Annotated in this window: 23 protein-coding genes; 4 read left to right on the top strand and 19 right to left on the bottom strand. The window is 37.2% G+C overall.

All coding sequences use genetic code 11. The features are described from left to right. Positions 1-35 precede the first annotated feature (35 nt). Together NV349_RS03855 and NV349_RS03850 are read right to left on the bottom strand one after the other, a co-directional pair. The gene (locus NV349_RS03855) at positions 36-1502 is read right to left on the bottom strand and encodes a UDP-N-acetylmuramoyl-L-alanyl-D-glutamate--2,6-diaminopimelate ligase (RefSeq protein WP_036125930.1); all 1467 of its coding nucleotides are present in this window, start codon (positions 1500-1502) and stop codon (positions 36-38) included. Positions 1503-1805: 303 nt separating this feature from the next. Beyond that, entirely contained in the window at positions 1806-3194 is a 1389-nt protein-coding gene (locus NV349_RS03850) for an aldehyde dehydrogenase (protein WP_271912450.1), read from the bottom strand. 209 nt (positions 3195-3403) lie between these two features. Between NV349_RS03850 and NV349_RS03845 the strand changes: the two genes are divergently transcribed. Next, entirely contained in the window at positions 3404-3559 is a 156-nt protein-coding gene (locus tag NV349_RS03845; RefSeq protein WP_186436192.1) for a hypothetical protein, read from the top strand. A 44-nt stretch (positions 3560-3603) separates the two neighbouring features. Here the strand turns inward: NV349_RS03845 and ssuE are convergent, their stop codons facing one another. The 15 genes from ssuE to NV349_RS03770 form a co-directional block, all read right to left on the bottom strand. Continuing rightward, positions 3604-4137, bottom strand: a complete 534-nt coding sequence (gene ssuE, locus NV349_RS03840) for an NADPH-dependent FMN reductase (protein ID WP_271912449.1) — start codon at positions 4135-4137, stop codon at positions 3604-3606. A 165-nt stretch (positions 4138-4302) separates the two neighbouring features. After that, positions 4303-5643 (bottom strand): dihydrolipoyl dehydrogenase, encoded by a 1341-nt coding sequence (lpdA, locus tag NV349_RS03835; protein ID WP_271912448.1) that lies wholly within the window; start codon positions 5641-5643, stop codon positions 4303-4305. Positions 5644-6022: 379 nt separating this feature from the next. Further along, entirely contained in the window at positions 6023-8104 is a 2082-nt protein-coding gene (locus NV349_RS03830; RefSeq protein ID WP_170829776.1) for a catalase, read from the bottom strand. 127 nt (positions 8105-8231) lie between these two features. Then, positions 8232-8807, bottom strand: a complete 576-nt coding sequence (locus tag NV349_RS03825; protein WP_036126467.1) for an RloB family protein — start codon at positions 8805-8807, stop codon at positions 8232-8234. Continuing rightward, the gene (locus NV349_RS03820) at positions 8804-10081 is read right to left on the bottom strand and encodes an AAA family ATPase (RefSeq protein WP_058844161.1); all 1278 of its coding nucleotides are present in this window, start codon (positions 10079-10081) and stop codon (positions 8804-8806) included. The genes NV349_RS03825 and NV349_RS03820 overlap by 4 nt, the downstream gene beginning before the upstream one ends. Before the next feature lie 105 nt (positions 10082-10186). Then, on the bottom strand, positions 10187-11128 hold the full coding sequence (locus tag NV349_RS03815) for an NAD-dependent epimerase/dehydratase family protein (protein ID WP_036126473.1): 942 nt from the start codon (positions 11126-11128) through the stop codon (positions 10187-10189). 185 nt (positions 11129-11313) lie between these two features. Beyond that, positions 11314-11841 carry a YceI family protein gene (locus NV349_RS03810; protein ID WP_036126475.1) on the bottom strand — a complete coding sequence of 176 codons (528 nt, stop codon included), beginning with the start codon at positions 11839-11841 and terminating at the stop codon, positions 11314-11316. Positions 11842-12252: 411 nt separating this feature from the next. Continuing rightward, positions 12253-13035, bottom strand: a complete 783-nt coding sequence (srtB, locus tag NV349_RS03805) for a class B sortase (RefSeq protein ID WP_036126477.1) — start codon at positions 13033-13035, stop codon at positions 12253-12255. Positions 13036-13047: 12 nt separating this feature from the next. Beyond that, positions 13048-13818: an ABC transporter ATP-binding protein gene (locus NV349_RS03800; protein ID WP_271912445.1), complete on the bottom strand. Its 771-nt coding sequence runs from the start codon at positions 13816-13818 to the stop codon at positions 13048-13050. A 6-nt stretch (positions 13819-13824) separates the two neighbouring features. Then, a complete protein-coding gene (locus tag NV349_RS03795) occupies positions 13825-14790 on the bottom strand; it encodes a FecCD family ABC transporter permease (protein WP_271912444.1) in 966 nt (321 codons plus the stop codon). A 95-nt stretch (positions 14791-14885) separates the two neighbouring features. Beyond that, positions 14886-15794: a heme ABC transporter substrate-binding protein IsdE gene (isdE, locus tag NV349_RS03790; protein ID WP_271912442.1), complete on the bottom strand. Its 909-nt coding sequence runs from the start codon at positions 15792-15794 to the stop codon at positions 14886-14888. A 15-nt stretch (positions 15795-15809) separates the two neighbouring features. Continuing rightward, a complete protein-coding gene (locus NV349_RS03785) occupies positions 15810-17087 on the bottom strand; it encodes an NEAT domain-containing protein (protein WP_271912441.1) in 1278 nt (425 codons plus the stop codon). Positions 17088-17169: 82 nt separating this feature from the next. Beyond that, complete coding sequence (locus tag NV349_RS03780) at positions 17170-18594, bottom strand: NEAT domain-containing protein (RefSeq protein WP_271912440.1); 1425 nt, start codon at positions 18592-18594, stop codon at positions 17170-17172. Then, on the bottom strand, positions 18595-19206 hold the full coding sequence (gene isdC / locus NV349_RS03775; protein ID WP_231745045.1) for a heme uptake protein IsdC: 612 nt from the start codon (positions 19204-19206) through the stop codon (positions 18595-18597). A gap of 463 nt (positions 19207-19669) precedes the next feature. Continuing rightward, complete coding sequence (locus NV349_RS03770) at positions 19670-20242, bottom strand: manganese efflux pump (RefSeq protein WP_036126492.1); 573 nt, start codon at positions 20240-20242, stop codon at positions 19670-19672. Between the two features lie 226 nt (positions 20243-20468). Between NV349_RS03770 and NV349_RS03765 the strand changes: the two genes are divergently transcribed. The 3 genes from NV349_RS03765 (at position 20469) to NV349_RS03755 (ending at position 23850) form a co-directional block, all read left to right on the top strand. Then, a complete protein-coding gene (locus tag NV349_RS03765) occupies positions 20469-21344 on the top strand; it encodes a glycine betaine ABC transporter substrate-binding protein (RefSeq protein WP_058844167.1) in 876 nt (291 codons plus the stop codon). A gap of 420 nt (positions 21345-21764) precedes the next feature. Next, positions 21765-22670 carry a PucR family transcriptional regulator gene (locus NV349_RS03760; protein WP_058844168.1) on the top strand — a complete coding sequence of 302 codons (906 nt, stop codon included), beginning with the start codon at positions 21765-21767 and terminating at the stop codon, positions 22668-22670. A gap of 82 nt (positions 22671-22752) precedes the next feature. After that, entirely contained in the window at positions 22753-23850 is a 1098-nt protein-coding gene (locus NV349_RS03755; protein ID WP_271912438.1) for an ABC transporter ATP-binding protein, read from the top strand. Positions 23851-24337: 487 nt separating this feature from the next. On the opposite strand, the gene NV349_RS03750 is transcribed toward NV349_RS03755, so the two are convergent. After that, positions 24338-25213, bottom strand: a complete 876-nt coding sequence (locus NV349_RS03750) for an ROK family protein (protein ID WP_089931850.1) — start codon at positions 25211-25213, stop codon at positions 24338-24340. Positions 25214-25312: 99 nt separating this feature from the next. Continuing rightward, the gene (locus NV349_RS03745) at positions 25313-26329 is read right to left on the bottom strand and encodes an SIS domain-containing protein (RefSeq protein ID WP_271912437.1); all 1017 of its coding nucleotides are present in this window, start codon (positions 26327-26329) and stop codon (positions 25313-25315) included. Between the last annotated feature and the right edge of the window lie 2 nt (positions 26330-26331).

Below are 26331 nucleotides of genomic sequence, written 5' to 3'. Positions count from 1 at the left end.
TCAACTAAAAGGGTTTCCTAACATTTAATTTTTCATTAAACAAATTTTAATCGGCCAGCTTCTATTGCAATTTCTGCATCACTATGTGGAAATTTTGTATCTTCAATAATTTGATAATCCTCATGACCTTTACCAGCAAAAATAATCATATCTCCTGGTTCGGCAACCTCAATGGCATGACGTACTGCCTCTGCCCGATCCCCGATACAAGCATAATGGTCATGAAGCATCCCTTTGGCAAGATCGCCCGTAATGCTATCATAGTCCTCATAGCGTGGATCATCTGTCGTCAAAATGACATATTCTGCAGCAGACGCTTTTTCAGCCATCGCAGGACGTTTCGATTTATCACGATTGCCACCTGTTCCAACTAAGAAAATCAGCTTACCCTTTTTATAAGGCTGTGCCGCTTCAATCGCTTTTTCAATTGCATCTGGTGTATGGGCATAATCAATAAAAATTTGTACAGGTAAATCTGAACAAACTTTCTCCATACGACCTTTAACTGGCGGTAGTTGCTCTATTTGCTCAATAATGGACTCCATAGAATACCCACGACCGTAAAATGCAATCATAGCTGCCAACACATTGTAAATATTAAATTCACCAAGCAAATTCATTTTTACACGATAAATCCCTTCTGGCATTTCCACATCAAACAAAGTCATATAGTCGTGATATTCACAGTTAATGGCACGGAAATCGGCCTTTTCATTTTTTAAACCATATGTCCACACTGGAAATGGTGTCATTGCGGCATAGCGCTCTGACCATGCATCATCAGCATTTAAGACAACAAATTTGCTCTTTTCTAAATCTTGTCCAAGTTGGGAAAATAATAAGCCTTTAGCATGGCCATATTCCTCCATCGTACCATGGAAATCAAGATGATCATGTGTTAGATTTGTGAAAATAGCGATATCATAATCAACGCCTGCTAAACGTCCAAGTGCTAAGCCATGTGATGAAACTTCCATCGTCATTAAACGACAACCTTCCATTTTTGCTCGGAAAATCATTTGTTGTGTCGATAACGCATCACTCGTTGTATTGGCAGATTCATATAAAATACCATTTAAATTAAAACCGATTGTGCCGGATAAAGCAGATTTTTCGCCCATACCATGCATGATATTTTGAATAATTCCTGTTACGGATGTTTTACCATTCGTTCCGGTTACTCCAATCATCGTTATATCCTTAGAAGGATAATCAAAAAACTTTGCGGCTAATAAGCCTACCGCACGATCTGTATCTCTGACAATCACTTGTGCAATTGTCTCTCCTAACGGTAATTGACGTTCTGTTACAACGATTGTTGCGCCACCATCCACTGCCTTTTGCGCATAATCATGCCCATCCACTGTGTAACCTTTGATACAAACAAACATGCTATTTGGTTGCACACTTCTTGAGTCAATTACAATATCACTAACTTGATCTGGCAACACGCCAATTATTTTTTTCAAAGGTAATGCGCTTAACAATTCCTCTGCATACATTTCATAGTCCTCCAATCAATCTCTACACCCATATCATCATTTTTGATTACTCGACAAAAAACGACAAGATGAATACCCCCACGTTCTATTGAACTTATTTTACTACTTATTTCATGATAAATAAAATGCCTCAGATGTGTTTTTTCAACGAAAACGCTTTCATTTAAAGAAATAATTATGTTTTCTTCGAAATTTTCATTTATAATCACAAATCGACGATTTTCGACATAATTAGGAAGATTTTTTGAGGACAAAGAGGTTATTTTTCAAGGGAGACATCCTAAGATATCTCCCTTCTAATTTCTATTTCATAATGGACCGCACAATTTTCACTTTTTGTTTATATGGTGGGAACAATACATTTGTCTCAAGCTTAGAGGACTTCTTTAAAATGGATTTAGGATGTGTAAAGTTTTCAAAGCTTGCTTTGCCATGGTACGCTTTCACACCAGATGGTCCAACACCACCAAATGGTAAATGTAAATTTCCAACATGGGTGATAGTATCGTTTATACATCCACCACCGGAGGGTAATTCCTCCAAAAAGTATTGTATGGCCTTTTCATGTTCTGAGAAGAAATATGCCGCCAAAGGCTTTGGTAATTGACGAATTTGATGAATCGCCAGTGGTAACTCATTATACATCATAACAGGTAAAATAGGACCAAAGAGTTCTTCCTGCATAGATGTACTTGTCCATTTTACATACTCGATGATTGTTGGCTCAACATATAAATCATCACGATCAATTCGGCCGCCAAATGTAATGGCATCTCGTTCTTCCTTGATAATTTGTTGTAAACGATCGAATTGTCTCAAATTCACAATACGTCCGTAATCAGGGCTTTTTAAAGGATTTTTGCCATAAAACGATCGGATCGTTTCTTTTAAGATTTTCATAAAACGGTCATAAACATCTTTATGAACAAGTAAATAATCGGGGGCCACACATGTTTGCCCAGTATTTGTAAATTTACCCCATACAATCCGCTTTGCTGCTACTTCTAAGTTTGCAGTTTGATCGACAATCGCTGGACTTTTTCCACCAAGCTCTAAAGCAATTGGTGTCAAACGTTCTGCTGCTGCCTTTGCTATCACTTTTCCAACAGCTACACTGCCTGTAAAGAAAATGTAATCAAAGGACGCATGAATAAGAGCTGTTACTTCTTCTTTTTCACCTTCTACCACACGTACATAGGAGGAATGGAACGTTTCTTCAATTATTTTTTTCACAATAGCTGCTGTATGGACAGACGCTTCTGACGGCTTGACAATTGCTGTGTTCCCTCCAACAATGGCACCAATTAATGGTTCCATAACTAGTTGAAATGGATAATTAAACGGTCCAATAATTAATGTGACACCATAGGGTTCACGAACAATGAAGCTTTTGCCCATTTGATATTGTATCGGTGTTTTAACTGCTTCTGGCTCCATCCATTCTTCTACATGCTTTACCATATATGAAATACTATCTAAAACAATGCCAATTTCAGTTGCATATGCTTCAAATTCGCTTTTACGAAGATCTAAATACAGCGCATTCAAGATGTCTTTTTCGTATTTTAAAATGGAATTTTTTAACTTTTTTAATTGTTCTTTTCGAAACTTTACACTTTTTGTTGCACGAGAAAAATAAAATTGACGCTGCTCTGTAATCATATTTTCCACATCTTGTGACGTAAAATTCATCAATAAAGCACCCCTTTTTTTAAAATGCCATACATAGTTTTTTCATTTTGAAACAAACTATCATTGTCTATACGATACAACATCGGAGGACAAAAATCCTCTTTCTGCATCGGGGGTGAAATGGCTTTATGTGAAAATGAAATGTTTTAGTTTTTTTATCTCGGGAAATATACAACTACATATTAAAACTGAAATGGGGGCGTAGATGAATGACAACAACAACTGGGACATGGTGGGAGTCCATATTTTCTGGACCATTATCACACGGAATTTGTGAAGAAAAATTATTGCTATTGCAAGATGAAGCTTTTTTATATCTCTCTACAATACCTATGGAGAATGAAGAAAATGTTGAAATCAATTAAAGAAAGCGCATTATAGGATGCCCCTATAATGCGCTTTTACCACGTTAATTAACGATTAACACTTTCTGTAATTGTTCTAACACCGCTTCCAATCTGCTGCTAGCCTCTTCTTCAATCGCAAAGCCACCTTCCTCAAGGCGAATAATTTGTTTATCCACAATATAAACAGAATGGGTAATTGATGTTGCTCCAAGCACAGCTAAAACTGGCTTTAATGCATATTCTAATGCCAATAAATGACCGATTGAACCTCCTACAGCAATAGGAAGTACGATCTTCCCAAGCAAGGCTTTTTGAGGCAGTAAATCCAAGTAGGTCTTCAAAATACCTGTATAGGAAGCTTTATAAATAGGGGTTAGTATGACAATAAAATCAGCTTCCTCAACATGCGCATTTTCTGCTTGGATTTCCTTACTGGCAAAATTGGCAGTGAGTAAATCGGTAGCTGGTAGTTCATGTACATAATTGGAATGTACCTCTATTCCTCGCGCAATAAAATGATTTTCCACCTTTTCATGAATGGCTGTAACTCTAGAATTTTTCGAATTGCTCCCATTCAAAATAACTGCTTTTGTCATTTTTCCCACTCCTTTTAATCATTGTCATTAAAAAAGGCTTCTATTTTACAATCAGGCGGATTACCGTTTTGTAAAATAGAAGCCTCTAGTTGCCTAGTCAACTCTAATACCAAGTATTCTTATAAAATTAATCTAACATAAATTCTCTGAATGTCAATAGCTTTTTTATGATTGGTGAATTGCTTTCCCAAAAACAGCCTTTGCGGCATCTCCAATATGCTCCGACACCGTTGGATGTGGGAAGATCATCTGCGCAAGTGATTGGGCTGTACCACCTGCATTTTTTGTTGCCAATATAGCATTAAGCATTTCTGTGGCACCATCGGCTACAACACATGCACCTAAAATTTGACCACTTTCCTCTGCTGCAATTAACTTCACAAAGCCTTCTGTATTCCCCTCCATTAATGCCTTAGGATTTGTCTGTAGTGGCATTTTGGTTACGGTGTAAGGTATTGTGACCTGCTCCTCTAATAAACCAAATGTAGCAATTTCCGGATGTGTATAAACGCAACGAGGAATTGAAGTTTGGTCAATTGATGTTGGCTGTTTGCCCACAATATAATCGACAACGTAAATGCCTTCAGCACTGGCAGAATGCGCTAGCTGATAACCATCTACTAAGTCACCTATGGCATAAACATGTGGCTGACTTGTCTGTAAATGTTCATCCACTGCAATTAATCGACCATCTAAAGTTAAGCCTAATTGCTGAGCGATTTCTGTATTGGGACGACGACCAGTTGCAAATAAGAGATTTTCATATGTATAAGCACCTTTAGATGTATGGATGCTATTGCCTTCAAACTTTTCAAACTTGAAATCTGTCACAAGCTCGATATTAAGTTTTTTCATTTTTTCTCGAATCAGCGGTCTTGCTTCAGCCTCTTCCGTTTGTAATATGTCCTCACTATGATTCAGTAACGTTACCTTTGTACCAAGTGGCGCTAAACTAAAGGCCATTTCAACTGCAATTACCCCACCCCCAATAATGGTTAATTGAGCTGGTAACTCGTCTATATCAAAAAATGTATCCGTTGTAAAATAGGTCGAAGTTGCTAAACCCTCAAATGGGGGGACAAATGGTTTACTGCCTGTCGCTAAAATAATATCTGTAGCCATTATCGTCTCATTCCCAATTGTAATCGTTAAATCCTTTGCGACAGAGGCCTCACCACGATATAAAGTAATCTGATTGCTGACAATATAGTGCTCAATATTGTTTAACAGCTCTTGAATAATTGTATCTTTTCGCTGCATCAATCGAGGAAAATGAATTTCCACTTGAGGCACTGCAATTCCCCAGCTCGTCCCTCGTTTAATTTCCTGTACAAGCTTACTATGCTCTAATAAAATTTTTGAAGGAATGCAGCCAACATTATAACAGGCTCCCCCTAGCTTATCCCGTTCGATGAGAGCAACCTTTTTGCCATGTTTCGCTGCATGTATGGCAGCCACATAACCACCTGGTCCCGCTCCAATGATAGCAATATCAAATTTTTCCATAATTTTCACCTCATGTATCACCATATCATTCGCAAAATTTGAATGCAATGACAGACAGAGGAAAAGCCTCTCATTCAATGAAAGGCCTTTTGACATGCACAATATTTACTTACCTTTTGTGAGTATTTCACTTCTCGTTCCGAGAGTTTTCACTCCGTTCCGCGAGTATTTCACTTCTCGTTCCGCGAGTATTTCTCTCCGTTCCGCGAGTATTTCTCTCCGTTCCGCGAGTATTTCTCTTCGTTCCGCGAGTATTTCTCTTCGTTCCGCGAGTATTTCTCTTCGTTCCGCGAGTATTTCTCTTCGTTCCGCGAGTATTTCTCTCCGTTCCGCGAGTATTTCTCTTCGTTCTGAAAGTATTCACTACTCACCGATCTATTTAATAGATATTTCGTTGCCAAAATCGTTGCTGGGCAATGGCTGCTACGAACTTTTTAGCGAAATCCTTGTTACCTGTTGCTAACACAATGCCAGGGCCTACGTTTGCATTGGACATATTGAAGAAAGTTGTGCCAGTAGCAGCAAATCCTATTGGCTTAAAGTGACGATATGCTTCATTGATATAATTGACGATATAAGTATTGAATTTCGCTTGATTGCTTGCCTTTACCCCAACAACATATAACGAGTCGAATAATACAGCATCGGTTGTGATAAATGTGTCAGTAGCCGTTAATTGAACCCCATTATTCCCTGTCACAACACCTAGTCGATCGGAGATAATGCTGTAGCGTACACCTTGCCTTGTTAAATATTTCAATACTTCACCGACCTCATTTGCATCAAAGCCATCGCCAATTAAGACTCCGACCTTAAGTGTGTAAGGCAATTTAATGGTATTGGCTTGACTAAGTGCTGGTGAGGAGGCTGTGACCTTGGACTGTTCTCCTGTAGGGCGATTAACGCCAACATTGTCTGCCACTGTTGTAGCCATTGCTTTATCTACATGGACAAACATATCCACAACTTGCTGACGAACTGATTTACTCTTCACTTTTCCTACCTCGAAGCTAAATGCCTCTATAATATGTTGTTTTTCAGGCGGGGACATACTGTTCCAAAAGAGTCGTGCTTGTGAAAAATGATCATCAAAGGATTTACTGCGCGCTCTTGTGATGCGTCCCTCAACCTTTTCCTCATAATGAACATATCCCCCTTCCCTTGCAGTAGAAGTGGCGGGTGTATTATTAGCCAGCGAATTTTTATGATAACTCACTCTTCCTAAATTAATGGTCTGTCGACTAAAGCCATTCCGCTGATTGTTATGCACTGGGCAAATCGGTCGATTAATGGGGATTTCTGCAAAGTTTGGTCCACCTAGACGGATTAACTGTGTGTCTAAGTATGAAAATAATCGTCCCTGTAACAGGGGATCATTCGTAAAGTCTATGCCTGGTACAACGCTACCTGGGTGGAAGGCAACTTGCTCTGTTTCAGCAAAGACATTATCCACATTACGATTTAAGGTCATTTTGCCAATCTTCTTCACTGGCACTATTTCCTCTGGCCAAAGCTTTGTCGCATCTAAAATATCAAAATCAAATTTAAATTCATCTTCAGGTTCAAGAATTTGGACAGCTAACTCAAACTCTGGATAATCGCCAATTTCGATGGCTTCCCATAAATCCCGTCGCTGAAAATCGGGGTCCTTCCCAGCAATTATCTGGGCTTCATCCCAAACAAGAGAATGTACACCGAGTACAGGCTTCCAATGGAATTTGACAAATCTCGATCTTCCCTTGTCATTGACGAAGCGGAATGTATGCACGCCGAAACCTTCCATCATACGAAAGCTTCGCGGAATGGCACGGTCAGACATCACCCACATCACCATATGCGCAATTTCCTGATTATTGGCTACAAAATCCCAAAAGGTATCGTGTGCAGAGGCTGCTTGTGGCATATCATTGTGTGGCTCAGGCTTTACGGCATGAATTAAATCGGGAAACTTAATGGCATCCTGAATAAAAAAGACAGGAATATTATTACCGACTAAATCATAATTTCCTTCATCCGTATAAAATTTCGTTGCAAATCCGCGTACATCACGAGCTGTGTCCATCGATCCTAAGCTCCCTACCACTGTTGAAAACCTGACAAACACAGGTGTTTTCTTTTTCGGATCCTGCAAAAATTTCGCCTTCGTATACTCTGCCATGGATTCATACAATTCAAACTCGCCATGTGCTGCAAAACCTCTGGCATGTACGACGCGCTCTGGAATACGTTCATGATCAAAATGGGTAATTTTTTCTCTAAGATGAAAATCCTCCATAATTGTTGGCCCACGAACGCCTGCCTTAAGCGAATCCTCATCATTGGACACCCTTAGCCCCTGATTGGTTGTCATTCTCGTGCCTTCATTCTCGACACGGAATGGCTCTAGTTGCTGATCCTTGGCATTCTCCTCTAGATTTTTGCGTTGATTCGACTTTGAGTTATCCACACAATCCCCTTTCATCTATTTACTACTTTCGCTCCATATACACTATATGTTTTGGAAAAATAAACATGCTTTCATTTCGACAATGCATTGTGTAAAAATAAAAAAGCAGGTCTCTATTTGGAAATAGAAAACCTACTCACGCTTAAAATATGTATCGTATCATTTCATGTATGTTACAGTAAGGGTTGTCGCGGCTCTCCGTCTTTCGAAGAGCCATCATGTCTGTACAATTTTTAATCGCTACCTCATGTCGTAATGCGATGGGGGCAATAATGGATTCATCTGCCTTGTGACGGAAATAACGACTTACGCCAAGATGCTGTTCCATCTTGTCATTCAAGACAGCACGAGGATACTTTTCTGAACTGTCGACTTCCTCAAAATGCAGGAGTAGCCACAATTCAAATGCTTCATTGGTATAGGCAATGCGAATATTTTTTTCCTCGCAAAATTGATTGACTTCCTCTAATTGCTTTTCGGTTAAGTCATCCTTATCAAAAACAATCCAAACCTCATCAAAATATTGATAGCTGGAATCTCGATAAGCATGTTGAGCAAGCTTAATAGCTGAACGTTTAACGTTTTTTATTTTGACACTAACCATTTTAGAGCGCTTTAATATACGCATTTGTTCAAAATAAATACGTTCTGTCTCACCTTCACAATAAATTAAAATCGTTTTACGCAGTGTTCGGCTCCCTTGTTGACGTACTCTCAAGGCTCAGATACCTCCGCTTCTTCTAAATATTGTTCAGATAAATACTCATTGATAACAGGCATTGCACCAAACTCACCTTTTATATAGCGTTTCGCATAAGAAAGATCTCCACGCTTCTTTTGTAAATCTGCAAAATCAAATAAAGAGTAAAGCTCTGATTCATTTTTAAAGCTTTTATTAACAAACCAAATTTGATCTGAACGCAATGGCTGATCTAGCAATTCTATTTCATGACTTGTCACGATAAATTGATTATTTCGATTGCGTTTGCTGTTCATAATGGCCATTAAAAACTCACAAATCGACACATGGAATGCCGTATCGAATTCGTCTATAAAAATCGTTTTTCCTTTATTATAAGCATCCACCATCACGCATGCTAAATGTAGCATTCGTACTGTGCCTTTCGAATCCATTGTCCAATTAATCGTTTCCGTTCCTATCGGTGCACCTGCTTCATCAAATGATAAGTAATGTAGGTCAATATCTACTTCTTGAATCACCTCAGACGATTCATACTCATAACCAATTGTATTTTTCTCTCGACGTTCCACACGTCTGGCCGTGACATCTTGAATGGATAGGTCTGCAATTTTAAGGAGTTTGATCACTTCTTTTTTAAAGGGCTTCTCTTCAAGTTTACGAATTAGAGGATGACTTGATAACCGATTTGCTTCATCAAGAAATAGAATTTTATGTAAAAACCAATCGAATATCTTTAAAGCATCTGAATCATTAAAAACATGCAAGACAGACAAAAAGGCCGTATTGTTACGTGTATATTTTGTCAGCTCCTGTGCACTCGTTTGAGCTGTTTCATATGAATATTGTGTACCATCCCATTGTCTGACAAACAGCTCTTCTTTTTGCAACTTGTTCGTCTTCACAAGACGCTCATAGAGAACTTGAGAAGCATTGTACTGTATTTCATAATCATAAAGAGCACCATCTAAAAAAAGCGATATCATAAACTCTGTTGGTGTGCCCTGCTGTCTTCCTAACTTAAACGGTTGATAGGGTAAACGTAACTGCTTAACATTATTTAAATTTTCAAAATTAAAAAGCAAAGTACGTAATACTTTAATAGCCGTAAAAAGATTGGATTTCCCACTACCATTTGGTCCAAAAATAAATGCACTTTTCACAAGTCGAAGTGAATCAAATTGAATGGTATGAGTATCCTTCCATTTTCGCAGACGGCTGCCCGCTACCATTGAAAATAACGTATCATCTTTATAACTTAAACAATTTTTCACTCTAAAATCTACAAGCATCAATAAGCCTCCGTCCACAACCATTTCTTTAATGAATTATTATACTATAGACATAGAAAAAGACATATTACACGATGTAATATGCCTACATAATTTAAATGCCCTTTAGCCACTATTTTGTTGAATTTCTGCTAGTTTTTCATTTTGTAATGCATGCAATGTACGTTCGATTCCTTCTGCAAAAGAAGTTTTTGGCCTCCAGCCAATGGCCTTGGCTAATTTGTCGTTATTTAAAAATGAATGTTCGATATCTCCTTCTCGTGCAGGGGCATATTGAATTTCAAGTGGGTGATTTAAATGTTGCAGCAGTAAGATGACTTGGTGAATAGACCAAGCTTCATTTGTGGATACATTATACGTGCCTTGCAAACGGGCAGATACACCAGCGTAAATAGCATCTGCAATATCATCGACATAAATGAAATCTCGTGTTTGTTCACCGTCACCATAAATCGTAAAAGGCTTGCCTGCCATACTGCTTTTTAGCATACTTGGGATCACTGCTGCTTCCCCCTGCATTTGTTGCCTTGGACCAAAAACATTAGCAAATCTGTAGATGAGAATAGGTAAACGATAATCTTTATGCCATTTCTCACAGTAGGTTTCCCCAATGCTCTTATTGAGTCCATACATAGATATCGGTTCACAGACATCTGTTTCTTCTAATGGCGGATAATGACTATCTCCATACACCGATGCTGACGAAGCAAAAACAAAATGCTGTACATTATACTTAGAAGCTAAAAAAAGCATTTGGCTTAGCCCAACGATATTTGTCAAAATATCCTTTACTGGCTCTTGGATGGATTGTTGTACGCTCGTTTGTGCCGCACAATGGATGACTACATCAAAATGTATTTCTTTAAAAAGATGCTCACAAACCTCATCCTCTACATTTAAAAGATAGGATTTATGCTCAAAGTCAACATTTCGTAAATGACCCGTACTTAAATTATCAATAATATAAATTGTTGCACCTTCTTCGAAAAAACGCCTACCTACGGCACTGCCAATAAAACCATAGCCACCTGTCACTAATACATTCATCCTATCGCCCCCAAAAACAATATGATGATTTATATGCAGTAATTACTAAAAATATGCAAGAAACTTATTTGATGGTAATTTCTAACAGAATAGCATTACTAGAATGATTAACTAAAAAACGTCTATATTTTTCTATATAAAAAGCATGCTTGAAAATTACTTCAAGCATGCTCTATCATCTATTTTTAAGCTGGGTTTATTTCTAATTCAACAGTTACTTTAATATCTTTTCCAACAAGAACCCCACCCGTTTCTAACGCTGCGTTCCAAGTTAGGCCAAAGTCTTCACGATTGATTGTTGTTTCAGCTTCAAAACCATATACTTCTTGTCCCCATGGATTTGTACCTTTTCCATTGAATTCTGTATCAAACGTTACGGACTTTGTCACGCCTTTAATTGTTAAATCACCAGTTACTGCATATTCATCTCCTGCTTTTTTAGCAATGTTTGTCGATTTAAATGTAATTGTTGGATATTTTTCAGCATCAAAGAAATCTTCTGCTTTTAAATGATTATCACGATCTTCACTACGTGTATTAATACTCGCTGGATCAATTGTAAAGTTAATGTTAGCAGTTGTTAAGTCTGCAAGGTCTGTCGCTTCAATATCAGCTGAATAGCTATCAAATACGCCTTTAACTTTTGATACCATCATGTGTTTTACTTGAAAGTTTACTGCTGAGTGTCCTAAATCAATGTTCCATTTTGCCATTATAAATTCCTCCAAATAAGTTGATTTTATCTCGATTTCGAGATATATTTTAAAATATGAAGCAACTACAGTATTTATGTTACCCAAAACAGAATTGGATAAACATTTGTAGTTACTCGATTGGTTAAACATTATGATTACGAAAAGCGATCAATTACTTTCTGTAACTTACTATATATTAATAATCAAGTTACGTCAAGTAATTTTAAAAATAAAAAAGGATATCCAAATTATCGGTACATCCTTTCAGACAGTAGAGATCATTCTGTCTACTGATATAAGCTTTTATGAAGGTTTAAATATGAAGAGGTGACAATGAGATGAAGGCAAGCTCCAACTCGCTGTGAAAAATCAAGGTTGGAGCTATTCTTGCCAACAAGCTTAAAGGTTCACCCTTTACATTTCTTCCCCTCAACGCTTGACTAACTTGCCTTGCACGACAAAGCGATGGTCGTCACTTAAAACCGCATCCTTACAAGTAGATAACGTCAAAATTTTATCGTCTGGACTTAGATCGACATTCATCTGAATAGAAGATCGCTGTTGTATCTCCTCTATAAAGTTTTGGTAAGCTTCATTGTTGGCAAAGTCGGTCTCAATATAATAGAAATCAATCGTCGTCTCATATGCAGCAAAAACCTCAATATCATAGCCCTCATATAAGGTATCAAGATATAGGATGGGATGCTCATCTGCATAGTCTTGCTTTAAGTAATTTTTTAAACTACCGAACATCGTCTCGTTCTTCATGGCATGACCATATAAAATCGTATTTTTGTTCATGTCTAGTATTTGATTTCGATAATCCATAAAAACACTGCCTGCACGACTCTCCTTATTTTTAAAGTTATGATTTAAATAATAGTCATTATTGTCAGCTTGTAAAATTGGATTATTCAGCTTTGTTCCGTCTACTGAAATCCACCCAATAATTTGAGGATTAATCGCCAATAAATCAAGGAACTGTGGTCGTATAGTGAATGCTGATACATCATTTGTTGTTTCTGTCTCCTCGATTTGTTCTGCTGGTTGTTCTTCATTAGCTGCTAATGTGGCCTGATAAATATCCTGTACTTCTTTTAATGATTTTGACGTTTCGTAGTACGTATATAGATACTTTGCAAGTGAAAAAACAGAAAATAAAAATATGCCTAAATATAGCAGTGTTAGCAACTTGGATACTTTCTTCTTCATCGGATTACCTTCTTATATTCCCATTGGCATCATATAATAGCCAAGCTGTTTATCTTCATTAAAGATTGCATCCACTCCATACACTTCTTTAATCATATCTTTCGTAATCACATCACGTGGCACACCCTCTGCAAAAATTTGACCTTCCTTCATCAAAATAATATGGTCGCTATAGCGAATGGCTTGATTAATATCATGTAGTACCATGATAATCGTTAAACCATGCTGCTCGTTTAATGTTTTCACAAGTTCTAGCAATTCTATTTGATAGTATATATCCAAATAGGTTGTAGGCTCATCTAAACATAATATTTCTGACTGTTGTGCTAATGCCATAGCAATCCACACTCGCTGCCGCTCTCCACCTGATAACGCCTCTAAACTTGTTGTACCTTTATGCTGTAAATTTGTACAGACAAGTGCCCATTCAATGGCTTTTGAGTCCTCATCGTGATTCTTTTTTAGCATTGTTTGGTGTGGCAAACGACCAAACCCAACTAGTTTTTCAATCGTTAAATCTCTCGGTATGTCATTTTGTTGATACACAATGGCCAGTTTTTTAGCAAATTCTTTCGGCTTATAGTGCAGTAAATCTTTATTTTCTAACGAGACAGTCCCTGATTTAGGTGAATGAAGGCGAGAGATAACACTTAATAATGTAGATTTCCCACAGCCATTTGGGCCAATGATTGTCGTAATTTTCCCTTGGACAATCGTTGTTGAAACACCATTTAAATGGTTACGTGTATTATCATGCGATACAATGATGTCTTGTATATCCATATTTCGTCACTCTTTTCGTAATAAGAATATTAAGAATGGACCACCTATGATTGCCATAATGGTAGAGGCTGGAATTTCAATAGGTGCAATAATTGTCCGGCCAATCGTGTCTGCTACTAAAATTAATAAGGCACCAGCAAGTGCTGTAAAAGGAATAAGCACAAGATGGTCATGCCCAACCAATCTGCGTGCAATATGAGGTACTAATAGCCCCACAAACGAAATAACTCCAGCCACAACAACTGAAACAGCCGCTAATAGAACAGCGACAGCGGCAATCAGTAAGCGTGCCCGTGCTACTTGAAACCCTAAACTTTTGACTGTTTTATCTTGTAAAACAAGCAAATTACACCAACTATATAATGCAAATGCGCCAATTAATCCGATTGTCCCATAGGTCACAATCGTAGAGACATCTTTCCATGTACGCATCGTTAAATTAGAACCGATCACACTGGAAGCTGACGTATTCAAGGAACCACCTAAGCTAATAAGTGCCTCTGTTAATCCTGTAAACATGGCGTTAATGGCAATCCCGACTAAGATCAATTTAAGTGGACTCAAGCCGGATTTCCATGAAAGTGCAAATACGAGTGAACAAGCCAATGCACCACCCATAAATGCTAAGACAGGTGTCATAAAAAATAATGCGGGGAAAAAGGCAATGATAGAGAGCTGTACAAATGCTGCACCAGAAGATATCCCAATGACACCAGCATCAGCCAAAGGATTACGCATCACGGATTGTAAAAGCACCCCAGAGACTGAAAGTGCTGCACCTGCAAATAATGCCACAATGATACGTGGAAACCTTAAATCTCGTATAGCCTCCATTTGGCTATTCCCTTCCTCAAATAATGCCCCTATAAACTCGAAAAAGCCCATTTTTATACTACCTGTTGTAGCTGAATAAACGATTGTCACTAGTAATAAAACAGTTACAATTAAAAAACTGACGATTCTTTTTGTCATATTGGATTTCCTTTTTTTATGTTTATATTCTCTCAGGATAAGAAAAACGCTCTATGACGAGTAGTAATACATCATACGAGCGACAATTCTAGTTACTATTTACGATAGAAGATTTCCATCAGTTGTCCTAAAGCTTGAGGTACCTGTAAGGAGGCTGTCGTCCCGAATAATTCTTCCTCTAAATCATACACTTTACCGTTTTTCACTGCATCGAAATGTTTCCAAATATCATTTGTTTTAAATTCCTCATCAAACATTTTCACAACCTCATCAGGCATACCATGTGATAAGCGTAAAATAATATCAGGATTACTGCTATGTAAATGCTCCGTATTTGAAGATAAATACTCAGCATCTTGCCCTTCCATGACATTGATTCCTCCTGCTCGTTTAACAAGATCCCCTGCATAAGAGTTTTCAGTTGCGACTAAATAGCTTCCTGGAATGCCAAGTAAAATTAAGACACGAGGCCCCTCTTTATTCGCAGCAACACCTTGAACAGCTTCCATATTTTTCTGTAAATCCTGCACTAATTCCTCAGCTTGTGCTACACGATCATAGCGTTCACCAAGTGTTTTGATTTCCGTTAACATCGCATCAACACTTTGTAAATTTAAAAAGTCTACAGGAATATTCAACTGTTTAAACTTATCCTGTAAATCGTACTCTAAAGTCGATACCGATAATACTTCTGTCGGATTCAATGATTTCACAATTTCCATATCAGGCTCCATTGCATTACCAATGGTCGGCAAATCCTCAAAACGTTTGGCTAATTGCTTTTCCGTTTCTGGTACTGCGATTGCGTCAAGCTCCAACTTATCTAGAATATCTGCCACTACAACTGTTCCAGCAATGATTCGTTGCTCACTCTCTTCAGCTGCTTGTTCACTTACTGCAACTGTTTTATCCTTTGTTGCTGGTTTGTCACTGCCACTACAAGCAGCAAGAAGCAGTGATAGTAATGTCATTAACAGTATCCCAATTTTCCAATCCTTTTTCATTATGTCATCTCCTACTTATTTCTGCTCAGTACGATCTTTTTTGGCTTTTTTAATACGGCGAATGAGTAACCAACCTGATACAAGGCAAATAGCGATTAGCAACATAATTTTTACAATGTTTAGCGGCTCAATCTGCTGCTTTGCCGTAGAATGGTTCACTACCTTATCAATGGCAACCTCTTCTTTTTTGTTTTCCTCTGCTTCGTCCACTGATTCATCCAGTGTCCGATCAAATGCTAGTTTTTCTTCCTGTGGTACAACAAGCATCGATTGGGTAGTGGGTACTGTCGATGTAGCCGAGTTCGCTTCCTTCTTCACATTGTTTTGTTCCGACGGCGTTTGCACTTGCTTTTGCACTTGCTCTTTTCCTACTACTTCTGCTGTTTTATCACTGTCTTTGGGTTCGGAGGATACTTCTTCTGAAGGTTTATCTAAAATCTTTGCAACCTGTGCTGGATCAAATACTAATTGAACAAAATATTGATGATGATAAGAAATATCAGGAATATCGACCTTCACCCACAATCGTAATGGTTGTGTTAAATCTTCAACCTCAAATTCCACGATTCGTACATTATCTAAAAGTGAAAGTAGTTTAGGTTCAACTTGCTGTCCTTTATAATCTACCGTTAATCCTGTGATCCAAGCTGATTGTAAAATCGTCATTTGTGCGTAGTATCTACCATCTTTTTCGATCACCTTTGCCACTGGATTCACATAGCTATTCATAATAGAGGGCTCTTGTTTACCATCTACCATTAACTCATAATCCAATGACCATTCCTGGCCCATTGTTCCTTCTGAATTTATTCCCTCAGCCACTTCTTCATTACCTTCACCTTGTGGAATATTTGGTGACAGTGTCTGCACTTTGAGGCGAAGCTCTTGGGAAAACGAAGCATATTGTTCTTCTGTTGCAAGCTCTATATTGCCCTTTAGGACAATTGGTTGTTGTAAGGCTAAAACATCAAACTGAACTAAATTTTCTATTTTATCTAGTGTAAAAGAAAGCTCATTGCCTTGCTGCTCGATATGTATATCTCTTATAGGATTGAGTTCTTCAAGTTTCATCGTTAATTGATATTGCCCATCCTTAACTGCGAGCGTTGCTACTTGTTTGAAAATACTTCCTTCAAAGCCTTCGATTGGAGAAAAACTTAGTTCAACTTGATAACTACCATCTGCAATAACAGATTCCTCTGCTTCTGCTTCTAGAAAAATGAATGGAGAAAAAAAGATTAATAAAATTGTACAAACAGCCACTATGCAAAGGTTATTTTTTTTTAGAATCATTGCATCATAGCCTCCCATTTCTTTAAAAGCACAGGAACTTCCTTCCCCATCAATATGAGAAAGGAAGTTGCTGTGAAGATCATTATTTGTTGATGTATTGCAATGAACCATTTAAAATTTTTGCCATATGTGAACGTTTTAATGGGCTATTTGCATCAATAACTGTTTTACCATCTGCAGTAGGTGAACCAGTCATCACTTTACCTGCATATAGAAGTGCAAAGGCCTTTTTCGCTTCTTCATCTTTCACTTTTGCCCCATCAGCATAGTAAGAAAGACTTGGGTCGCCAAAGTTCATTTCTTTACCTGCTACATGTGTTACTGTGCGGTAAATCATCACAGCTGCTTGTTGACGAGTTAATGTGTCATTTGGATTAAAGTTTGTTGCTTTTTTAACAATCCCAGCTTCCGCTAATGCATTTATAGCTTGAACAGCTTCTGCACTAAGCTTACCTGTATCTTTAAATCCTGCATCTTTTGTAGAAGAGACGTTCAATGCACGTGCCACCATTAAGGCAAATTGAGAACGTGTAATGTTATTGTTTGGATTAAAGTTGTCTTGTCCTTTAACAATTCCTAAGCTGTAAAGTGATAGGATGGCTTCTTTATTCGCATCTTTACTAATATCTTTAAATGGATTTATAACTGGCTTTACTGCACCTTCGACAGCAAAACTAAATTGTACTGTATGATTCGAGTCATACTTCACACCTTGTGCTGGTTCATTAACAACGATGTGTAATTGAGCATTCACAAGTTTCTTTAAATCTGCTACTTCAAATGAGTATGTGCGTGCATTTGTAGCATCATCTTGTTTCACTAGTGTTGCTTCTTTCCCCTCTACAGTAAAACCATGTACATATTGGCCTTGAGGGAATGTCATTGTCACAATATTTTTACCGTCTTTAGCAGAAACGCCTACTTTCGGTGCAATATATTGTTTCATCATAGATTCTTCTGTTGTACCATTTTTGTAAACAGTAACAGCTACTTCATCCACTTTTACTTCTTCTTTTACTTCTTTCACTGCTTTTAAATCAAAATCATACCATTTGTCCATATTTGCAGAAGGAACAACCACATGGATTTTTGCTGATTTTACTTCATCAACAACAACAGGGAAACTGTATGTAATTGTGCCATCACTATTTTTCACTTCTGTAGCATCTACAAATTTATCACCTTGCTTTGTTTGTAGACCTGCAATCATTGGTGCTGATTTAGCTGTAATCGTTAAATTCGCTTCAAATTTTCCATCTTTTTCAACGATTGAACCCTGTGGTACTAGATGAGAGCTAATAGCAGGTTGTGCTTCTGTTGTACCAGGTTTGAAGATTTGGAAATTGATAACTGCTGCCGTTTTGTCAGCTTTTGTTGCTTCTGCCTTCACTTCAGTATTTGTAGTTACTACCTCTGCTGCCGATGCAAAAGATGGGACTGAAAGAGATGCCGCTAGCAATGAAGCTAGTACTATTTTAGTTGCGCGAGATTGACGTTTTTTAGTCATTTATTGACCCTCCGTTTTTGTTTGGTATTTTTTTTTATAAAGTAAAAATGCTGATCCCACTAAAGCAACAATTAATAGATAAGGTGTTGCGTCACCTGTCTGTGGGTTCGGCACTTGACTTTCTGTAGTAGATGCTTGGGGTGACTTTGATTCATTTTGTGTTGCTTGTTGCGTTGTAGCAGCTGGGCTAGCAGTCGATACGGCATCAAATACAAGCGATACACTGTATTCATGGTGATAATTAATATCATCAATATCAATTTTCATAGCTGTTACTACTGGTTTTGATAAATCATTAACTGTGAATTGTACAGTGCGAGTATCTGCTGCTTTATCTTCACTCACAACAGTTGCTCCACCAGGTGGTTGAAATTTCGTAATCCACGCACTGCTTTTTAAAGTAATTTGTACTGTAGCAGTACCATTTTTCACTGTTACATTTGCTGGTTTTACAAAATAATCGTTGGCAATGGATGCAGAGTTACTGTCAGGTTTATTGACCTGATATTTTATCGAATGTGTGCCATCAGCCAGTTGAGCAGATGCTTGTGTCAACCCTAAGTTAACGACAATAATACTAACAAGCATGATCAACATGAGCATTTTCTTCATGTATTGCACGCCTCCCTTGGTCATAGTAAAACATCATAATTGAAAAAATATCCTCATGAAAGCACTTTCACCTAAACGAAAATTATTCTCAATTACGATTCTACTCCCAAGAATAATCGTTGATACCAGTGTATGTCAACCGTTAAACCAAATTCGTCCTCAATATGTCAAATTTTCCTCCTAATAAAAAGAATATAACCAAAATATGGTTATATTCTCAAGCTGTAGACAAACTCGATGAAATAAAGTAATGCCGTTGATTTCCACTAGGAGCGGACGCTTTCCGCGGGCGGGGCCGAGCTGCTTCCCTTGCGTCGTTACTGTCGCTTCGCTTTCGTAGAAAAAACATCCGTTCAGTCCATCCCGCTTTTCCCGCTGGAGTCGCTGCTCTTCGTTCCAATCAACTTCTAGATTAAATACTCCATCTACATATGGTGTGGGGGTTACCCATTGTTTTCATATGTCATTTAGCAAAAATCTCGAAAATGCCAATCATAATTAGCAGCCATCCTGAGATCGCAGTTGAATGCTTACCAATATACGTTTTTGATAGTAAAGAGCCACATTGACTCCCCACTCCCACTGTAATAAACGAAAACACACCAATCGATATGACCGTCCAAAGGGCCGAAATGCCATTTGCCCCAATAGCAATGCCCCCTGCTAAACAGTTCGCTGATAAAACGAAGCCGAGTGCCATTGCCTCTCGCGTTGAAATCACTAAGTTTTTATCTTCATCAAATAACTCAGGGTTGCCAGCTATCTGTTGTTTAGAAAAATTATTGGACATTAAAGTCCAGAGCCCAATAATACACAACAGCAAGCTGCCTAATAAATTGGCAGTATGCGGTGAAATATACGCAACAACTGTGCTGCCTGCTGTTACTGCGATGTATGTGACAATCATTGACATGACAGCAATCACAGCATTGGATAAAATCGGAATTTTAACTTGTTTGACGCCATAAGCTAGGCCGATTCCCAAATTATCTAAATTCGCTGCAATTCCTATTAAAATAATGGTAATCCAATGCATACTAAGCCTCCTCAAATCACCGTTTCCATTTTCACCTATCATATGTGATCAATAGAAAGATTTTTGGGCAGCCCAATATAGACTGCACGGCTAATCCCATGATTCCCCTCATGATTTGTACAACATCCATTTGACAAAAGTAACAACTTGTCATTAAAATTAAGTTGTTACTTATTGATTTTTTAATTTTCGCAAGAATATAAGAATTGCTAGAGAGGGGAAATTTATGAGACATCTAAAATTATGGAAAATAGGTTTTTCTTTACTATGTCTACTCGTTTTAACTGCATGTAGTTCAGCAGATGCAGGATCTAAAAAAGAAGATCGAAAGACAATCAACCTAGCCTATGTTGAATGGGATACTGAAGTAGCTTCTACTCACGTAGTAGGACAAGTTTTAGAGGATTTAGGATATGAGGTAACATTAACGCCACTCGACAATGGCATTATGTGGGAGGCACTTGCAAACGGAGAGGTTGACGGTATGGTATCTGCTTGGTTACCGCAAACACATGCTCCGCAAGTAGAGAAATACAAAGATAAAATAGAGAATTTAGGTGAAAATCTAACTGGGGCTAAAATTGGCTTAGTTGTTCCAAGCTATATGGATGTCGATTCAATCGAAGACTTAACCACTGAAGCCAATAAAACAATTACAGGCATTGAACCTGGGGCTAATATGATGGCTACGACAGAAAATGCCTATAAGAAATATAACAATCTAGAAGGCTGGAATGTACTTACTTCTTCTGCAGGTGCAATGACAGCCGCCCTTAGTCAAGCCATTACTAATAATGAAGAAATTATCATTACAGGGTGGTCACCGCACTGGATATTTAATGCATACGATTTAAAATATTTAGATGACCCAAAAGGTTTATATGGGACAGAAGAATATATTGGCACATTTGCTCGTAATGGCTTGAAAGAAGATGATCCCGATGCCTATCGTGTCCTTGATCATTTCCATTGGACTTCCGAAGATATAGAAAGTGTGATGTTCGATATTATGGAAGGTATGAGTGCCACAGAAGCAGCAAAAAAATGGATTGAAAACAACCAAGACAAAGTCGCGGATTGGACAAAAGATGTAAAAGCATAACAACTACAAAAGATCCAATTACTCATCATTAGTCATTGGATTCAGACTGTAGACAAACTCAAAAAATTTGAGAGTTTGCCTACAGTCTTTTTTCTTTTACAATTAAATGAAGTAAAGCCACTAATTTCACATAAAGCACTCTATCTACATAGATAAATGAAAAATAAATCCTTTGAGGTGATGCTCCATGAATCAAAGCTTTACTTATTAACTTTTTTCCTAGCATTTATTATTACTAGTAATAGGAGAAAAATTTATATCACATATTTTTTGATTGTACATATTTGGAGTTTTATAACCCTTTTGAAATGCTTATATAAACGTTGTTTTTTTCCAACCTATGTCTTTTACAAAATTGTATGACTTTCATTTAGCGCTTTTTATATTTTTTACTATATATCGAAAGAAGAGGAATATTTAATGAACTTAAATCTCAAAGCATTGTTTCCTTCATATCGTTATTATCGAACAAAGCCAACTCAGCTATCATATGACTCTTATATTTTCTACCATCACCAAACAAAAGAATGGTTTTCCATCTCAAAGCATGAGGTTTCACAGCGAGACTACCAATGGCTTACTGTTTTTTATACTGAAGCTACCTCTTCACTATTTCAGGCATCGGATACTTGGTATGAATTTATCTATTCAAATGGTGATATACCATCCAATTTATCCTTTAATAAAGCTCGAGTTATTCAAATTACTTTTATAAATGAAAACCCTCCTTTAGAGGCTTTAAAAGAAGCTCTTTATAATTTTTTTCAGGAAGATACGATATTAATTCAAGTTACTACAAATCAATTTTTACTCATTGAACCTAAGAGTCTTTCTATGAATGAGAAAGAAGATTTTATTGCACTTATTCGTACAATTGAAGCAGATTTTTATGTCAGAATCCAATTATATCTTGGAGAATTTTATGAAATAGATAAGAAATTTCCATATAAATTCCAAAGAGAAGCACAATGGTTCAAGGAATGTTTACATTTAAGATTTGCTGAACCTTATTATTCATTTCAAACGATATTCCCTATTTTACTAACACAACAATTGCCTACTTCTATTCTAAAATTTTTAGAAGAGCAAATTATTATACCTTTAAAGTCTGATAGAGAATTACTTGAAACTGTTAAAACTTTTTATGAATGTGGTTTAAATATTTCGTTGACATCCAAGAAGTTGCACATACATCGTAATACATTAACCTATCGTTTATCAAAATTCCAGGAAATCACAAATATTAACATAAAAAATTTAGATGGTGCAATACTTGTTTACTTTGCTAGTTATCTTTGGTCATTTTTACAAAATGCACAAAAATAGTTAACTGAACATTATGCATTTTAGACATTGGTTTTCTTCCTCACTTTATTTAAACTGTAAAAAAGAACAAAGGGGATTAAATATGGAGAAAATCATACTTAATAATATTTATAAAATATACGATGGCGGTGTAACGGCTGTATCTGATTTTAATCTAACTGTTCAGGATAGAGAGTTTGTTGTACTTGTTGGTCCATCAGGTTGTGGGAAATCAACCACCTTACGTATGATAGCTGGCTTAGAGGAAATCTCGGAAGGCGATTTTTTTATTGATAACAAGAGAATGAACGATGTGCCTTCAAAGGAACGTGATATTGCGATGGTTTTTCAAAACTATGCACTATACCCTCATATGACGGTATACGACAACATGGCATTTGGCTTAAAGCTTCGAAAATTTTCAAAACAACAAATTAAAGAACGTGTCCACAATGCAGCCGCCATTCTTGATTTAGAAAAATATTTGGATCGCAAGCCTAAAGCTTTATCGGGTGGTCAGAGACAACGGGTTGCCCTTGGTCGAGCAATCGTCCGAGATGCACATATTTTCTTAATGGACGAGCCTTTGTCCAATTTAGATGCAAAACTACGCGTACAAATGCGTGCAGAAATTACCAAGCTTCATCAGCGCTTAAAAACAACGACAATTTATGTAACACATGACCAAACTGAAGCAATGACAATGGCAACGCGTCTTGTTGTCATGAAGGACGGTATTGTTCAACAAATTGGTACACCTGAAGAAGTATATGGCTTACCTGAAAATAAATTTGTTGGCGGTTTTATAGGCTCTCCATCCATGAACTTTTTTAAAGGGGTTCTCCATGAAGAAGGAATTCAGATCGGTCCTATTTCATTAACTATTCCAGCAGAAAAATCAAAATTATTATTAGACCAAGGCTACTTACAAAAAGAGCTGATTCTTGGCATTCGTCCTGAGCATATTTATGAAAATTCTTCTGTCATTTCTGAGCCTTTCTTCTCGTCCATCGAGGCAAATATTGAAGTATCAGAATTAACAGGTGCTGAGCTGATGTTACATGCCCAGTTAAATGGACAGCCTTATATTGCACGTGTTAACTCTGATACAAAAATTACACAAGGCCAAGTTGCACACCTACAATTTGATATGTCTCGGGCACATTTCTTTGACTTAGAAACAGAGAAACGCATTCGTTAGAAGCAAAAAGTACTGCAAATATTAATCCTCATAGAAAGGGATTCAGGCAAAGAGTCTGTTTCCCGCTTTTTTTACCTCCCACTCATAGTCCATACTCGATTATTGATTGACTTTAGATTCAACCAACTTCACTGATCTGATTAGATTTTAGAAGATCATCAGTGTTTCTGCATCCAACAATCGTATTTTACTTGGTGGATGTTATTTTGCTATTACTTTATATAAAACAAAGCAAAATAACCAAAAAAGATAGCTAGATGGAAAAATACACTGTCATTTCGCCACTAAGCTATCTCAACTATTTTATATGAGGTTTTCAACTATTACCTCCGTCTTGTAGAAATGAAACATTTCATGTCAAAAATTTCTCAATAGAATCTATAAGGAAGTTGGATTTTTTTTATCGATGTAAATCCCTATTTTCCTAACGGTACCGCTATTTTGGAGTAGAGATTTATAATATTAAGTATAAAAACGATTGCTCTTTTTATTTCATTGCTGCACCGTACAGTCCCGCCTCACCTTTACGAATACTACTGCCTATAATTTGCTCTTTCCCTTCAAAAGGTGTGTTTAACAAACGTTGCTGAATCACCTCTTTAATCTGCTCTATGATTTTCGGATGGTGATTAAAAAAGCCGCCACCTAACACTATGCAATGTGGGTCAAGCATCAAAATCATTTGATGCAATTGTTTTTCCATGCAGTAGATTAATTGCTGCAAAAGCTTATCCATGATGAGGTCTCCCTTGTAATAGAGCTCCATCATATCTTTTAATCGAATTTCCGAATTCCCCAGTAACGCTCTTCCTAACTTTTCTATAGCAGGTCCTGACACACTTTCTTCCAATGTTTCTCCATCATTACCAACGATATTAAAACCTATTTCACCAGCTAATCCTGTTCCTCTTATAAATTCGCCATTTACAACTGTACAACAAGATAATCCGGTGCTTAATGTTACATATACCATCACTTCTTTGCAGAACCCTCTAGCATTGTATTCTCCCCAGGTTGCCATGTTAACATCGTTATCCATCAATATTTGTGCATATGGAAAAAATTCAATTAAACGCTCAGAAATCGGAAAGTTACTCCACGGTATATTATTTTGATAAACTGCTAGACCTTTTTGAACATCCACAATACCAGGTACACCAATACATACCTTAGAGATCTCATTAATAGAGACTTCTTGCTCTATACATAGCTTTTCAAAACTATTAATTAAACAATGGAATAAAGTTTCTCTATTTGTAACATCACTTGGTACCTCTTTTTTGATTAACAACTGTTGCTGTTGATTGAATAAAGCCGTTGCTAATTTTGTTCCGCCAACATCTGCTACTAAAATATAACGCATCTTTCCACCACCAGTTTTCGCCACATGATCTACTCGAATTCGCAATTCTCAGAAAGTAAAGGTTATATATATGTCTATTCTTCATTGCATCTGCTTATGTTATGAAAGATTTACGACTTGCGTTAAATTACGTGGCTTATCAGGATCACAACCTTTAAATATTGCATTTTGATAAGCCAATAGTTGGAAATAAGGAATAGCTTCAACAAGTCGATTTAAATCATCTACTTCTTCTGATAACTTGAGAATTAAATCTGCTTCTAATTCTTCTGAAGCTATACCGATGACAACAACGAAACCTCCCAGCTTTTGAATATCTTTCACTAATGCGTGATCATATTCCTTCGTTTCATTTTGTGTAAATAAAATAACAACCGTTTCCTTATCGACAATAGAGATAGGGCCGTGACGGAATTCTAAATTGGAGTAACTTTCACATTCCGTTTGCGTCATTTCCTTTAGCTTTAATGTCGCTTCTTTAGCCAACCCATTATAAGCACCAGACCCTAAAAAGATAAAACGCTTTTTTGAGACATCTTCTGTCACCTGTGTTAATTGCTTTCCATTGCCTAATGCCGAATGAACAAGTGTAGGAATTTTCTCTAACTGTTTCATCATATCCGTTCGTCCACTAATTTTCGCTGCATATAATTGGAGAGCGTATAGCATATTAGAAAATGATTGAGTCATTACCACACTTTTTTCTGATATATCATTTAAAGCAATCAATTCATCAGTTAATTTAGCCATAGGTGTGTCCCCATTACATGTCACTGCCATAGTACGTATATTTCCCGCATCATTCAAATGTTCTAAAGACATAATGATTTCCGAAGTTGTCCCCGAACGTGAAATGCCAATGATAAGATACTTTTTATTTTTTAAAATATACGTTTCTGTGTGTAAAAACAACTCAGATGCTGGTACAGCAATAGCAAACTCTCCAGTTACAGCTTGATAATAACGTGCTGCAGCAATCGCTAAATAAAATGATGTTCCACACCCCGTGAAAAGAACGACATCTACAGCACTTTTATTGAATGCAATTGATTGAACAATGTCTTTTGTTTTTTCTAACTTTTGTCCTTGTGCCATAATCTCATTGTAAGTGTACATAA

The organism is Lysinibacillus sp. OF-1, assembly GCF_028356935.1.
GTDB classification, from domain to species: domain Bacteria; phylum Bacillota; class Bacilli; order Bacillales_A; family Planococcaceae; genus Lysinibacillus; species Lysinibacillus fusiformis_D.
Note: the sequence above shows the minus strand (reverse complement) of the source record. Positions and strands in the feature narration are given on the sequence as shown.